Below are 12690 nucleotides of genomic sequence, written 5' to 3'. Positions count from 1 at the left end.
GGTACTACAATTGAGCAAGTGCTGAACGACGTTTTTACGTCGTCACTATCAGACAAATTATCTGTTCATTGCTTTTTCAATCGCATTAAAAATCAATTCATGTTCAAACTTAACTGGCAATATATTACGCGCATTGCCGCTAATTGATCGCACGTGTTGACTGGGTATGTATAAAAGCTTTGGAAAACTTAACTCGGATCTGTATGATCAATTACCCAGAATGTGCATCACGAATGTATTACTGCGTTAAAAAGCACCGTTGTTATTTGCAAATACTAAATATTTGCGCTGCTGATTATCCCACTATTATAACTGTGTTAGCAACTAAATTATTTTTCTTAAATTAGTGATTAGGCAATGTCAGAAAAAAACGACTTACAAGTAACTTATGTCACGATCAACGAAGACCATTTAGGTCAACGAATTGATAACTTTCTTATTACCCATTTAAAAGGGGTGCCTAAAAGCGCAATTTATAAACTTTTGCGTAAAGGTGAGGTGCGCGTTAATAAAAAACGCATTAAGCCGGTATATAAACTGCAGCTAGAAGATGTTCTTCGTATTGCGCCAATTAGGGTGGCAGAACGAGAAGAGTTTGTGCCTTCAAAACTTGATAAAGTAACACGCCTTGAAAATGATATTATATTTGAAGATAAATACCTGATTGTTATTAATAAACCATCGGGTATGGCGGTACATGGTGGCAGTGGCTTAAGTTATGGTTTAATTGAAGCGCTGCGAGTATTACGCCCAGAAGAGCGCAGTTTAGAGCTTGTGCATAGACTAGATCGCGATACGTCGGGTTGTTTATTAATTGCTAAGCGCCGTTCAGTACTGACTGCTTTACATGAGCAGTTACGTGAAAAAACCATGGAAAAAAACTATTGGGCACTAGTTGATGGTCAATGGGACTCTAAAACTAAAAATGTTACCGAAGGGCTGCGTAAAAATACGCTTAAGTCTGGGGAGCGCGTAGTGCGTGTAGATAACACTGAAGGTAAACCCTCACATACCCGCTTTAAAGTACTTGAGCGCTTTAACGAGTGCTCGTTAGTGCAGGCGTCACCGGTTACCGGGCGTACTCATCAAATACGTGTGCATACACAATGCAAAGGGCATCCCATTGCGTGTGATGATAAATACGGCGATGAAGAGTTTGATAATTCGATGCGTAAAACAGGGTTAAATCGTTTGTTTTTACATGCTCATGACTTAACTTTTTATCATCCTAAAAACGAAACAACCATGCGCGTAGAAGCACCGCTTGATAAAGCACTGGCTAATTGCCTTGTTAAATTGCGTGCTAATAAAACGTGATAGCAGTCAGTTCGCTCAAAAAGTACAAGCTGGTTATTTTTGATTGGGACGGCACAGTAATGGATTCAATAACTAAAATAGTTAATTGTATTTGCAGCAGTGCCGTTGCGTTAAATATAGAACCGCCAAGCAATGAAGCAACAAAAAGCATTATTGGTTTGTCGCTTGATAAAGCCATTGCGGTATTATTTCCGCTGCATAGAGCGCAGCATCAAGCGTTAATTAGTGGATATAAGCAGCATTACCAAACAGATACTACGGCTACACCATTATTTGCCGATGTAGAAAAAGTGCTATTAGCACTACAGCACAGTGGCATTATTTTAGCCGTGGCAACAGGTAAAGGGCGCGCAGGACTCGATCGTTTATTACACCAAAGTGAGTTAGGGCATTATTTTAGTGCAACGCGTAGTAGTGATGACGCAAGCTCTAAGCCATCGCCGGATATGTTGTTGCAATTATTAGCAGAGCTTGGCATAAGCGCCGATGAAGCGGTTATGATTGGCGATACAAAAATTGATATGGCAATGGCGCAAGCCGCGGGTATGGATAGCATAGGTGTCACTATGGGTGTACATAACGCAAAGCAACTTAGCGAGTTTAACCCGATTGCAACTGTTGATAGTTATCAGCAGTTGCAACAGCTATTACTGCATAAGTATTAACTAAGGGGTGTATTTGATTGCGCGCTTAGCACATCAAGGCCAAACTCAGCTAATAATTGGCTGAGTTTGATCAGTGGTAAGCCAATTAAGCTGTTGGGATCGTCACCAGTTAATTTTTCAAATAAACAAATCCCTAGGCCTTCACTTTTAAAACTGCCTGCGCAATTATAGGGCTGCTCAGCATCGCAATAAGCACTTATTTGCGCATCAGTGAGTGTTTTGAAAGTAACATTAAATGGCTCAATGCAGGTTTTACTCTCCCCAGATGTAAGATCGTAAACGCACAGGCCAGTTAAAAATGTTACACTGTGGCCGCTAAAAAGGGATAACTGCTTTACGGCATTGTGTTTATTATGAGGTTTACCTAAAATTTGCTCATTAAATACAGCAACCTGATCTGAGCCAATCACTAAGCCTTTACTAAAGTGTTTACTAGCTGCGCGGGCTTTTAATTCACTTAAACGCTTAACTAGTTGTGCAGGGGTTTCATTGTTTAATGCTGATTCGTCAACATTAGGTGAAAATGTATCGAATGGCAGATTGAATTTTTGTAATAAAGACTGCCTAAAAGGTGAGCTTGAGGCTAATATAAGTGGGTACTTCATGGATTGTTTTCCTAACCAAAATCAGATTGAGTTAGGATAAATCAGATCCGTGAGTAAAACACGTGAAAAACCACGTAAATATGGTTTTTTACTTTGACTAACCAACTAACTATCTATATGATGCAGCCCCTATGCAAAAGGTGAAAATTCCCATCACTCTTCATCCAGGCAAAGCAGCGCAACACCGTTTAAAGTATGACGGCATTGTACCGCTTGAAAAACTAACTCGTTTACGAGAAGTTGTGCAGGAAGAAGTAGGTGAAATAGCGGTAAAAATTCATTGCAAAAACGACGACCAAGGTTTTGTTGTGATTAGAGGCAATTTGTCCACACACGTAACTGTCACTTGTCAACGTTGTAATGGTGATTTAGGGTTGGATTTGGTGCAAGATTTTGTTTATTCACCAGTTGGTGATGAAACAGAATCAGACATTTTTCCAGAAGACTACGATGAAGTAGCGCTTGATGAAAATGGTGAAATTAACGTTTTTAATTTAATTGAAGACGAATTAATTTTAGCAGTTCCATTAGTCTCTACCCACAACGAAGCTTCATGCAGTTATTCAGCAAAGCCTGCCAGCTTTGGTGTTTTAAAGGCGGAAGATGAGAAACCTAATCCATTTGATATTTTGAAACAACTTAAGAAAGATTCTTAGGAGAAGACTATGGCTGTACAAAAAAGCAAAAAGTCTCGTGCAAGACGCGGCATGCGCCGTTCACACGATGCGATTAGTGGTCCAAGCTTAACTGTAGATCAAACATCTGGTGAGACTCATCGTCGCCACCATGTGACTGCAGATGGTTACTACAAAGGCGTTCAAGTAATTTCTAAATAAGAGATTTCTTTATGCTGAATAATCTAACCATAGCGTTAGATATGATGGGGGGCGATTACGGCCCCCGTTCATCTATCCCCGCTGCCGTTAACGCGGTAAATGCTCATGCTAATTTAACGCTAATTTTATGCGGTAATGAGCAAGTCATATCAAAACAACTCGAATCACTCGATTCACTAGCACACCCTCGACTTATTATTCGCCACTGTAGCGAAGTTGTTACAAATGCATGTAAGCCCGGTGTTGCTGTACGCTCCAAAAAAGATTCATCTATGCGCGTTGCCCTTAACTTAGTTAAATCGGGCGAGGCTCAAGCATGCGTAAGTTCAGGTAATACTGGCGCGTTATTCTTTATGGCACATTACGTGTTAAAAATGCTTCCTGGTGTAAAACGTCCAGCACTTATTTCTGCGGTACCTACAGAGCGAAAAAACCCTGTTTATTTACTCGATCTGGGTGCTAACGTACATTGCGATGCGCAAACCTTATATCAATTTGGCATTATGGGGTCGGTAGTCGCAGGACAAGCACTTGGCTGCGATAATCCCAAAGTAAGTTTATTAAATATTGGCTCTGAAGATATCAAAGGCCATGAAGATATTAAGCAAGCTGCACAATTAATGCAGCAAAGCCCTTTAATCAACTATATTGGTTACAGTGAAGGTAGCGATATATTTACCGGAAAAGCCGATGTTATTGTATGCGAAGGCTTTGTGGGTAATGTGGCGCTTAAAACCTGTGAAGGGATTGCAAAACTTATAATGAATAAGTTTACCGCCGCGCTTGAAAAGCACCTCGTATACAAATGCATGGCGTTTATGCTGAGCCCTATAATAAAAAAACTCTATAAAAGGGTGAACCCCGACCAGTATAACGGTGCAAGTCTGGTAGGATTGCGCGGTATTGTGGTTAAAAGCCATGGAAATGCCTCAGCTAAAGCATTTCAAGCAGCAATTGATGAAGCGGTAAAGGAGGTTGAACGCCAACTTCCTGACAAAATAGCCGTAATTTTTGAAAAAATACATTCTAAAGACACGGTGAACGAGTAGTAATTGAGTTGCCGTGTTTATAACATTATTTATTTGTTTAATTAAAAAGAGCAAAATATGGCACAACAAATTGCAATTCTATTTCCAGGTCAAGGCTCACAAAGTGTTGGCATGTTAACTGAGTTACTCCAAAGCTCAGACATTGTTAAAGCAACTTTTAGCGAAGCGTCAGCGGCGTTAGGATATGACCTAGCAGAACTGGTTCTTAATGGCCCAGAAGAAAAACTAAATCAAACTCACCGCACTCAACCTGCATTATTAACAGCCAGTGTTGCTATTTACCGTGACTGGTTAGCAGCTAACTCAGATGCAGATGTTGTCATGGCTGGACACAGCTTAGGTGAGTACTCAGCATTAGTATGCAGCGAAGTAATAAGCTTGAGTGAAGCGGTAAAGCTAGTAGAAAACCGTGGTTTATATATGCAAGAAGCCGTACCTGCAGGTGTGGGTTCAATGGCTGCTATTATTGGCTTAGGCGACGATGAAACCAAAGCGGCTTGTGCCGCTGCAGCGCAGGGTGAAGTGGTTTCTCCGGTAAATTATAATTCTCCTGGGCAAGTTGTTATTGCAGGCCATAAAGCGGCTGTAGATCGCGCTTCTCAAGCGTGTAAAGATGCAGGTGCAAAACGTGCATTGCCTCTTGCTGTTAGCGTACCATCGCATTGTGAGCTAATGAAGCCGGCCGCTGAAAAGCTAGCTATTGATTTAGCTGCGTTAACATTTAACGCGCCTAAATGCGCTGTTATTAATAATGTTGATGTAAAAGCTGAAACGTCAGCTGATGCAATTAAAGACGCATTAGTACGCCAGTTATACAGCCCAGTACGCTGGACTGAAACAGTACAAGCATTAGTTGCACAAGGTGTAACACAAAGCTACGAATTTGGCCCAGGCAAAGTATTAACTGGCCTTGCAAAACGAATTGATAAAGTAATGATCTGTGGTTCAGTTAACGACTGTGCCTCAATTGATGCTGCAAAATAAGAGTATAAAATATGACTAATTTATTTTCATTAGCGGGCAAAGTTGTCCTGATCACGGGCGCTAGCCGTGGTATTGGTAAAGCCATTGCAACTACTTTAGTTGCCCAAGGCGCAAAAGTAGCGGGTACGGCCACCAGTGAGTCGGGCGCTGCTAAAATTAGCGAGTATTTAGGTGAAAGCGGCAAAGGTTATGCGTTAAACGTAACTGATCCTGCATCTATTGAGGCGACATTGGCGGCGATTAAAGCTGATTTTGGCGATGTTGACATATTGGTTAATAATGCCGGCATCACTCGCGATAATTTATTAATGCGCATGAAAGAAAGTGAGTGGGATGATATTATCGACACTAACTTAAGTTCTATATTCCGTTTATCTAAGGCAGTATTACGCCCAATGATGAAGAAAAAGAACGGTCGTATTATCAATATTGGCTCAGTAGTGGGCACTATGGGTAATGCTGGGCAAGCTAACTATGCAGCGGCTAAAGCCGGTGTTATTGGCTTTTCTAAGTCACTAGCACGCGAAGTAGCGTCGCGTGGTATTACGGTAAACGTAGTTGCGCCTGGTTTTATTCAAACCGATATGACCGATGGTCTTACGGATGAGCAAAAAGCAGCCACACTGGCAAATGTACCAGCAGGGCGTTTAGGGCAACCAGATGAAATTGCTGCTGCTGTATGTTACCTAGCGTCAGATGCGGCTGCGTATGTATCGGGTGAAACTTTGCATGTAAATGGTGCGATGTACATGGTTTAATAGCCTATGTGCAAAGAAAGTAATTAAATATAAGTAATTAAATTGCCAAAAAAGATTGAATTATTGGCAATCTTGCTTTAAACATACTTGAAATCGTGGTTAAAATAAGCGATAAAAGACGAAACGTACACTCAAGAGGTTTGACCAGACAATTATTTATGGTCAAAAGATTGAATCAGAGAATTATGCGACGTAAACTACGCCGCAATCTGAAAATAACGCATTGGCGTTTTTAATAAAGGAAAGAAGAATGAGCGATATCCAAGAACGCGTAAAGAAAATTATCATCGAACAACTAGGTGTTAAAGAAGAAGAAGTGAAGAATGAATCTTCTTTCGTAGATGACTTAGGTGCAGATTCTCTTGATACAGTTGAATTAGTAATGGCTCTTGAAGAAGAGTTTGATACTGAGATCCCTGATGAAGAAGCTGAAAAAATCACTACAGTACAATCTGCTATCGATTACGTTACAGCTCACGCTGAGTAATTAATCGCATATTAAGGGCAGCATTCGCTGCCCTTAATCTCTATATCCAAACCACTTCAAAGTATATGATTCAAAGCAAAGCTAAACATCAATCTAATTTACACTGATTTTATTGGTATTATGCGTTTTAAATCTAATTTGGGACGAGTACTTTGAAGTTGCTTGGGTATTATTATCCCCTTATAAAACACCTTATTGGAGGCAAACCGTGGCTAAACGTCGAGTTGTCGTAACTGGCTTAGGAATGTTGACGCCGCTAGGTAATGATGTGCAATCAACCTGGCAGGGCTTATTAGATGGCAAAAGTGGTATTCAAACTATCACACACTTTGATACATCAAAATTTGGTACGCATTTCGCGGGTCTAATCAATGATTTTGATGCATCGGCTTATATGCCAGCAAAAGATGCTAAAAAAATGGATTTATTTATTCAATACGGCATTGCCGCGGGGATCCAAGCATTTAAAGATTCAGGCCTTGAAGTAACTGAACAAAATGCGACGCGTATTGGCGTAGCAGTGGGTTCAGGTATTGGTGGTTTAACGCTTATTGAAGAAAACCATATAAAACTACTTAATAGTGGACCGCGTAAGTTATCCCCATTTTATGTACCTTCTACCATTATTAATATGATTTCTGGTCATTTATCAATAATGAATGGACTACGTGGCCCTAATATTTCTATTGTTACAGCCTGTACTACGGGTTTGCATAATATTGGCCATGCTGCCCGTATGATAGCGTATGGCGATGCAGATGCTATGGTAGCTGGCGGTGCTGAAAAAGCCTGTACACCAATTGGTATGGGGGGCTTTAATGCTGCTCGTGCACTTTCAACACGCAACGATGATCCACAAGCGGCTTCGCGTCCTTGGGATAAAGACCGCGATGGTTTTGTATTATCAGATGGCGCGGGTGTTGTGGTTGTTGAAGAATACGAACACGCAAAAGCACGTGGTGCAAAAATTTACGCAGAACTAGTTGGTTTTGGTATGAGTGGTGATGCATTTCATATGACTTCACCACCAGAAGATGGTGCAGGCGCAGCATTAGCGATGGAAAATGCGCTAAACGATGCGCAAGTAAATGCGGACCAAATTGGTTACATTAACGCACATGGTACATCGACCCATGCAGGCGACAAAGCAGAAACCTCGGCCGTTAAAAGTATTTTTGGCAGTGCAGCAAAAGACGTAATGGTGAGTTCATCTAAATCTATGATGGGTCATTTATTAGGTGCTGCTGGTTCGGTTGAGTCGATTATTTCAATATTGTCGTTAACCGATCAAAAAGTTACCCCAACAATAAATCTTGATAACCCAGATGAAGGGTGCGATTTAGACTATGTACCGCACACTGCCCGAGATGCAAAATTAGAGTTTGCACTCTGCAACTCGTTTGGCTTTGGTGGTACTAATGGCTCGTTACTGTTTAAAAAGGTATAATCTTTTTTAACAACAGACCAGACTATAAGAGCTCAGTTGTTTAACTGGGCTTTTTTTATATGCAAAAAACACAAAAAGACACACAAACTATTATTACAACAGTTAAAAACAGCACTATAAGCGCGTACGATCGTGGCTTAAATTATGGTGATGGCTTTTTTACAACTGCAAAAGTAGTAAATGGGCAAGTAGAGCATTGGTCACATCATAAAGCGCGTTTAATTGAATGTGCTGCACGACTTGGTTTTCCATTAGTAGATTTTGCTGAACTTGAAGCAGACATAGCTAAAAGTATAGCGGAGCATACGCTGTGCGTGCTTAAAATTGTAATAACGCGAGGTGAGGGAGGGCGCGGTTATGGTTTGCCGCAAACCTGTAATATCACCGTGTTATTGAGTGTTTTAGATTACCCTAAAAATTACAGCAGATTGGTAGATGAGGGTATAAGTCTTAACATCAGCCCCATTAAACTAGCCGCACAACCCTTGCTTGCAGGACTCAAAACGCTAAACCGCCTTGAACAAGTATTAATAAAAAAAGCGCTGCAAACGCAACCTTGTGACGATGTACTTGTACTTGATTACAACAACAATGTGATAGAAGCCTCTGCAGCAAATATTATTGCTATTAAGCAAAATAAATTATTTACCCCAAGCCTTAATGAGTGCGGGATAAAGGGGGTTTATCTGCAATCATTATGTGATAAATTAGCCGTTGATTTTAAGTGCGTAAGTATTACAGACTTGCTTGAAGCGGATGCGGTTTTTATCTGTAATAGCTTAATGGGCGTAGTGCCTGTTAATCGTCTTGAGCAGCGTAGTTTTGATGTTGTGCATAGCCAGTTATTATTAAATAAATTATTAGCCAAGGAGGCTAAGTGTTAAAAGTTACTTTATCGGTATTATTATTAGCCATAATTACCAGTGTTTTTGGTTATCAGCAATTACAAGCAACGCTCCATAGCCCATTAAAAGTAGCGAATAACACCCAGTTTGAAGTGAAAAAAGGCACTGGCTTTAATCAGTTATGCAAGCAATGGCAAGCTAATAACTGGGTAGAAAACTGCTGGCGTTACCAATTACTTGCTAAACTAGACCCAACACTCACAGATTTAAAAACGGGGCTTTACGCACTTAATAGTGATAGCGTTATTAGCAATATAAAAAAAATCAATAAAGGCCAACAAGTTAGCTTTAGTTTTACTATTATTGAAGGCCAAGCATTGCGCGAAGTATTAGCTGCTATTAAAAATGCCAATCACTTAGAAAATGATTTAAAAGAGCAGCAACTAAGTCAGCAAATACTTGGCAATGATATGCACCTAGAAGGCTGGCTATTTCCCGAAACCTACCATTATCATAATAACGACACAATTAGCAGTGTACTAAAACGCGCCGCCCAAAAGATGCAACAAACCCTTGATGCTGCTTGGCAGCAGCGTGCACAAAATTTACCTTATAACACTGCGTACGAAGCACTGATAATGGCCTCCATTATTGAAAAAGAAACGGGCCTTGCCAGTGAGCGGCCATTAATCGCCTCTGCGTTTGTAAACAGACTAAATACTAATATGCGCCTACAAACAGATCCAACCGTAATTTATGGCATTGGAGAGAGCTTTGACGGCGATATTAAACGCAAAGACTTGCGAAACTACACGCCCTATAATACCTATCGTATTAATGGCCTGCCGCCAACACCCATTGCCATGCCATCAAAGGCAGCTATTTTAGCCGCGGTTAATCCGCCCACAACTGAATATGTTTACTTTGTTTCAAAAGGTGATGGTAGTCATCAATTTTCAACCACATTGCAGCAGCACAATGCGGCAGTTAAAACGTATATATTAAACAAAAAGAACTAATTTTCTATGAAACCTAAATTTATAGTAATCGAAGGGTTAGAAGGGGCTGGTAAATCTACCGCTATAGCTTTGTGCCAGTCGTTTTTAAACAGCAAAGAAATTGATTTTATTAATGTGCGTGAACCTGGTGGTACGCCGCTTGCTGAATCGTTACGTACATTAGTAAAAGCACAACATGACGAAGAAATAGCATTCGAAACTGAATTATTAATTATGTACGCTGCACGCTCGCAGCTAATGCATAATGTTATTAACCCAGCGCTTGAGCAAGGGCAATGGGTACTTGCCGATCGTCATGACTTGTCATCGCAGGCGTATCAAGGTGGCGGACGTGGTATTAGTGCTAATACACTTGCATCACTTTCTTCAATGGTATTAAAAGGGCTAAAACCCGATTTAACCATTTACTTGGATATTGATCCGGTTATTGGCCTTGAACGTGCTAAAGGTCGAGGCGAATTAGACAGAATAGAACAAGAAGCAATTGAGTTTTTCCAGCGTACACGTATGCGTTACTTAGAACTTGCTAATGACGACAACTCTATTAAAACTGTTGACGCAAACCAAAGTATTGAGCACGTACATCGTGATATAACGAATGTATTACGCACATTTTTTGCAGAGCAAAAATAATATGACATTACCTTGGCTGCACGATATAGAGCAACGCTTAACACAAAGCTTTAAAGCGCAGCGTTTTCATCATGCACAGTTGTTTAGTGGTCCTATTGGTGTTGGTAAGTTTGCTTTTGCCAGCCAGTTGGCAAATGCTTTGTTGTGTAACAATATAGCCGAGCAAGTTGCGGCAAAAAAGAGTGTATTATCGGCGTGTGGGCAGTGTAAAAGTTGTTTATTAATAAAAGCAGGTACTCACCCTGATAAGCGCTTAACGCAAGTTGATGGGCAGAGTATTGGCGTAGACGATATACGTGGTATTAGTGATTTTATGCATCATTCGGCAGCGCAAAATGGTAATAAAGTCGCTATTATCGAAAACTGCGAAAAAATGACTACCGCTGCTGCAAATGCGTTATTAAAAACGCTAGAAGAGCCAAGTCAAAGCCGGTTTTTAATTCTCACAACCAGTCAAGCTACACAATTGCCAGCCACTGTTTTAAGTCGCTGTGCAAAAACGGATGTAAAAGTAACAAACTTAGCACTTGCTCAGCAATGGTTCGAATCACTAGAAATAACCAATTACACCTGGTTGCCGCTGTTTTACAGCCAACCACTGCAAGTTAAATATTGGCAAGAGCAAAATCAGCTACAAAATATAAATACCCTTTATAAATTTGCAACTGAGTTTAAACAAAGTCATAATTTTACTGAGTTAGTAGCAATAATAAATAAACAGCCTGAGCTTATTCGTATATTTACATTATTTTTAAGCGAGCAATTAAAGCAACAGCTTATGCAAGGCATGAGCTTTGACGCTTATCAAAATGTGCAACATGCACTAAACGAGTTTTTACAAAATAATACCAAAATACTCGGGCTAAATTTACCGCTAGCAGTATCGAAATTAGCGTCCGTACTGCGAAATAATTAAAGGACTGAGCATGCAAGAGCTATTAGTAGATATAGACGATTTAGATGAATTATATTGCTGTTATATGCCTTATTTAAAAAAAGGCGGCTTATTTGTACGCACTAATATGCGTTACGAAGTAGGGCACTCACTCGCCTTACGAGTCACCCTTCCAGATGCGTTAGAGGATGACGTTGTGACCGGAAAAGTGTCGTGGATCACACCACAAGGCGCGCAAAGCTCTAACCCGCCGGGCATAGGTATTAGTTTTTTAGATGATAAAACAAACCTAAACGCCAAGATCGAAAAACTACTGGGGACTATGTTAAACTCCGATAATCCAACTTATACCATGTAAAGTAGTACCATGATTGTAGATTCTCATTGCCATTTAGACCGCCTTGATTTTGATAAGCTCGATTTAGACCTCGACCAAGTACTTGATAAAGCGCGTGCAAAAAAAGTTGAACATTTTTTATGTGTAAGCGTAACGCTTGATCAATTCCCGAGTATGCTTGATAAAATTAAGCATTACGATGATGTGTCAGCGTCGTGTGGCGTACATCCACTTGATCAAAAAGATGCGCTTAATAAGCAACAATTAATTGATTTAGCGTCGCACGATAAAGTCGTCGCCATTGGTGAAACAGGGCTTGATTACTACTACGCAAAAGACACACATGCCGTACAACAGGCAAGCTTTGTAGGGCACATAGAAGTAGCAAACCAACTACAAAAACCACTAATTATTCATACCCGTGACGCCCGTAACGATACCATTAATTTAATGAAACAGCATAACGCCGAAAATTGCGGTGGTGTACTGCATTGTTTTACTGAAGATTGGGATATGGCTAAAAAGGCCATTGATATGGGCTTTTATATTTCTATTTCGGGCATTGTTACCTTCAAAAATGCCGTAGAGTTAAAAGAAGTGGTAAAACAAATACCGCTCGATCGCCTGTTAATAGAAACCGACTCTCCATATTTAGCACCAGTACCGTATCGCGGCAAAACTAATCAACCAGCATATGTAGAAGATGTGGCTTATTACATTAGTGAGTTAAAGGGAATTAGCTTTAACGAACTGGCAAAAGCGACTACAGAGAACTTTTACTCTTTATTTAAGTTAGCAGCCAAAGGCTAAATA

At 40.3% G+C, this 12690-nt stretch carries 16 protein-coding genes; 15 read left to right on the top strand and 1 reads right to left on the bottom strand.

Annotation, left to right across the window (positions count from 1 at the left end):
• Positions 1 to 357: 357 nt before the first annotated feature.
• Together rluC and CIK86_RS07335 are read left to right on the top strand one after the other, a co-directional pair.
• The gene (rluC, locus tag CIK86_RS07340; protein ID WP_011328490.1) at positions 358 to 1317 is read left to right on the top strand and encodes a 23S rRNA pseudouridine(955/2504/2580) synthase RluC; all 960 of its coding nucleotides are present in this window, start codon (positions 358 to 360) and stop codon (positions 1315 to 1317) included.
• Entirely contained in the window at positions 1314 to 1982 is a 669-nt protein-coding gene (locus CIK86_RS07335; RefSeq protein WP_254910722.1) for an HAD-IA family hydrolase, read from the top strand. The genes rluC and CIK86_RS07335 overlap by 4 nt, the downstream gene beginning before the upstream one ends.
• Here CIK86_RS07335 and CIK86_RS07330 read toward each other — a convergent pair.
• Positions 1979 to 2587, bottom strand: a complete 609-nt coding sequence (locus tag CIK86_RS07330; RefSeq protein ID WP_058373622.1) for a Maf family protein — start codon at positions 2585 to 2587, stop codon at positions 1979 to 1981. The two genes, CIK86_RS07335 and CIK86_RS07330, sit on opposite strands and share 4 nt — an antisense overlap.
• Positions 2588 to 2718: 131 nt before the next feature.
• On the opposite strand from CIK86_RS07330, the gene yceD reads away from it, so the two are divergent.
• The 13 genes from yceD (at position 2719) to CIK86_RS07265 (ending at position 12687) form a co-directional block, all read left to right on the top strand.
• A complete protein-coding gene (gene yceD / locus CIK86_RS07325; RefSeq protein WP_011328487.1) occupies positions 2719 to 3243 on the top strand; it encodes a 23S rRNA accumulation protein YceD in 525 nt (174 codons plus the stop codon).
• 9 nt (positions 3244 to 3252) lie between these two features.
• Entirely contained in the window at positions 3253 to 3423 is a 171-nt protein-coding gene (gene rpmF / locus CIK86_RS07320) for a 50S ribosomal protein L32 (RefSeq protein WP_011328486.1), read from the top strand.
• Between the two features lie 11 nt (positions 3424 to 3434).
• Positions 3435 to 4472 carry a phosphate acyltransferase PlsX gene (gene plsX, locus CIK86_RS07315; RefSeq protein ID WP_086994957.1) on the top strand — a complete coding sequence of 346 codons (1038 nt, stop codon included), beginning with the start codon at positions 3435 to 3437 and terminating at the stop codon, positions 4470 to 4472.
• 57 nt (positions 4473 to 4529) lie between these two features.
• Entirely contained in the window at positions 4530 to 5456 is a 927-nt protein-coding gene (gene fabD, locus CIK86_RS07310) for an ACP S-malonyltransferase (RefSeq protein WP_086994960.1), read from the top strand.
• Between the two features lie 11 nt (positions 5457 to 5467).
• A complete protein-coding gene (gene fabG, locus CIK86_RS07305; RefSeq protein WP_086994963.1) occupies positions 5468 to 6214 on the top strand; it encodes a 3-oxoacyl-ACP reductase FabG in 747 nt (248 codons plus the stop codon).
• Positions 6215 to 6464: 250 nt separating this feature from the next.
• Positions 6465 to 6701: an acyl carrier protein gene (acpP, locus tag CIK86_RS07300; protein WP_006792304.1), complete on the top strand. Its 237-nt coding sequence runs from the start codon at positions 6465 to 6467 to the stop codon at positions 6699 to 6701.
• A gap of 208 nt (positions 6702 to 6909) precedes the next feature.
• Positions 6910 to 8148 carry a beta-ketoacyl-ACP synthase II gene (gene fabF / locus CIK86_RS07295; protein WP_086995015.1) on the top strand — a complete coding sequence of 413 codons (1239 nt, stop codon included), beginning with the start codon at positions 6910 to 6912 and terminating at the stop codon, positions 8146 to 8148.
• Between the two features lie 59 nt (positions 8149 to 8207).
• Entirely contained in the window at positions 8208 to 9032 is an 825-nt protein-coding gene (gene pabC / locus CIK86_RS07290; RefSeq protein ID WP_086994967.1) for an aminodeoxychorismate lyase, read from the top strand.
• The gene (gene mltG, locus CIK86_RS07285; protein WP_086994970.1) at positions 9026 to 10012 is read left to right on the top strand and encodes an endolytic transglycosylase MltG; all 987 of its coding nucleotides are present in this window, start codon (positions 9026 to 9028) and stop codon (positions 10010 to 10012) included. Before pabC ends, mltG begins: the two co-directional genes overlap by 7 nt.
• Positions 10013 to 10018: 6 nt before the next feature.
• Positions 10019 to 10645: a dTMP kinase gene (gene tmk, locus CIK86_RS07280; RefSeq protein WP_086994973.1), complete on the top strand. Its 627-nt coding sequence runs from the start codon at positions 10019 to 10021 to the stop codon at positions 10643 to 10645.
• Between the two features lies 1 nt (position 10646).
• On the top strand, positions 10647 to 11561 hold the full coding sequence (locus CIK86_RS07275) for an AAA family ATPase (RefSeq protein WP_086994976.1): 915 nt from the start codon (positions 10647 to 10649) through the stop codon (positions 11559 to 11561).
• A 10-nt stretch (positions 11562 to 11571) separates the two neighbouring features.
• Positions 11572 to 11898: a PilZ domain-containing protein gene (locus CIK86_RS07270; protein ID WP_086994980.1), complete on the top strand. Its 327-nt coding sequence runs from the start codon at positions 11572 to 11574 to the stop codon at positions 11896 to 11898.
• 9 nt (positions 11899 to 11907) lie between these two features.
• Positions 11908 to 12687, top strand: a complete 780-nt coding sequence (locus tag CIK86_RS07265) for a YchF/TatD family DNA exonuclease (protein ID WP_086994983.1) — start codon at positions 11908 to 11910, stop codon at positions 12685 to 12687.
• Positions 12688 to 12690 lie beyond the last annotated feature (3 nt).

The sequence above is a fragment of the Pseudoalteromonas sp. JB197 genome (assembly GCF_002332205.1).
Classification (GTDB): Bacteria; Pseudomonadota; Gammaproteobacteria; order Enterobacterales; family Alteromonadaceae; genus Pseudoalteromonas; species Pseudoalteromonas nigrifaciens.
The sequence above is the reverse complement of the archived record's forward strand: the minus strand, read 5'-3'. Positions and strand labels throughout refer to the sequence as shown.

Excerpts from the sequence above, each read along its gene's own strand:
- CIK86_RS07270 (WP_086994980.1), top strand. The coding sequence starts at position 11,572 with ATGCAAGAGCTATTAGTAGATATAGACGATTTAGATGAATTATATTGC.
- acpP (WP_006792304.1), top strand. The coding sequence starts at position 6,465 with ATGAGCGATATCCAAGAACGCGTAAAGAAAATTATCATCGAACAACTA.
- rluC (WP_011328490.1), top strand. The coding sequence starts at position 358 with ATGTCAGAAAAAAACGACTTACAAGTAACTTATGTCACGATCAACGAA.
- CIK86_RS07275 (WP_086994976.1), top strand. The coding sequence starts at position 10,647 with ATGACATTACCTTGGCTGCACGATATAGAGCAACGCTTAACACAAAGC.
- CIK86_RS07265 (WP_086994983.1), top strand. The coding sequence starts at position 11,908 with ATGATTGTAGATTCTCATTGCCATTTAGACCGCCTTGATTTTGATAAG.
- fabD (WP_086994960.1), top strand. The coding sequence starts at position 4,530 with ATGGCACAACAAATTGCAATTCTATTTCCAGGTCAAGGCTCACAAAGT.
- fabG (WP_086994963.1), top strand. The coding sequence starts at position 5,468 with ATGACTAATTTATTTTCATTAGCGGGCAAAGTTGTCCTGATCACGGGC.
- plsX (WP_086994957.1), top strand. The coding sequence starts at position 3,435 with ATGCTGAATAATCTAACCATAGCGTTAGATATGATGGGGGGCGATTAC.
- pabC (WP_086994967.1), top strand. The coding sequence starts at position 8,208 with ATGCAAAAAACACAAAAAGACACACAAACTATTATTACAACAGTTAAA.
- rpmF (WP_011328486.1), top strand. The coding sequence starts at position 3,253 with ATGGCTGTACAAAAAAGCAAAAAGTCTCGTGCAAGACGCGGCATGCGC.
- tmk (WP_086994973.1), top strand. The coding sequence starts at position 10,019 with ATGAAACCTAAATTTATAGTAATCGAAGGGTTAGAAGGGGCTGGTAAA.
- yceD (WP_011328487.1), top strand. The coding sequence starts at position 2,719 with ATGCAAAAGGTGAAAATTCCCATCACTCTTCATCCAGGCAAAGCAGCG.
- CIK86_RS07330 (WP_058373622.1), bottom strand. The coding sequence starts at position 2,587 with ATGAAGTACCCACTTATATTAGCCTCAAGCTCACCTTTTAGGCAGTCT.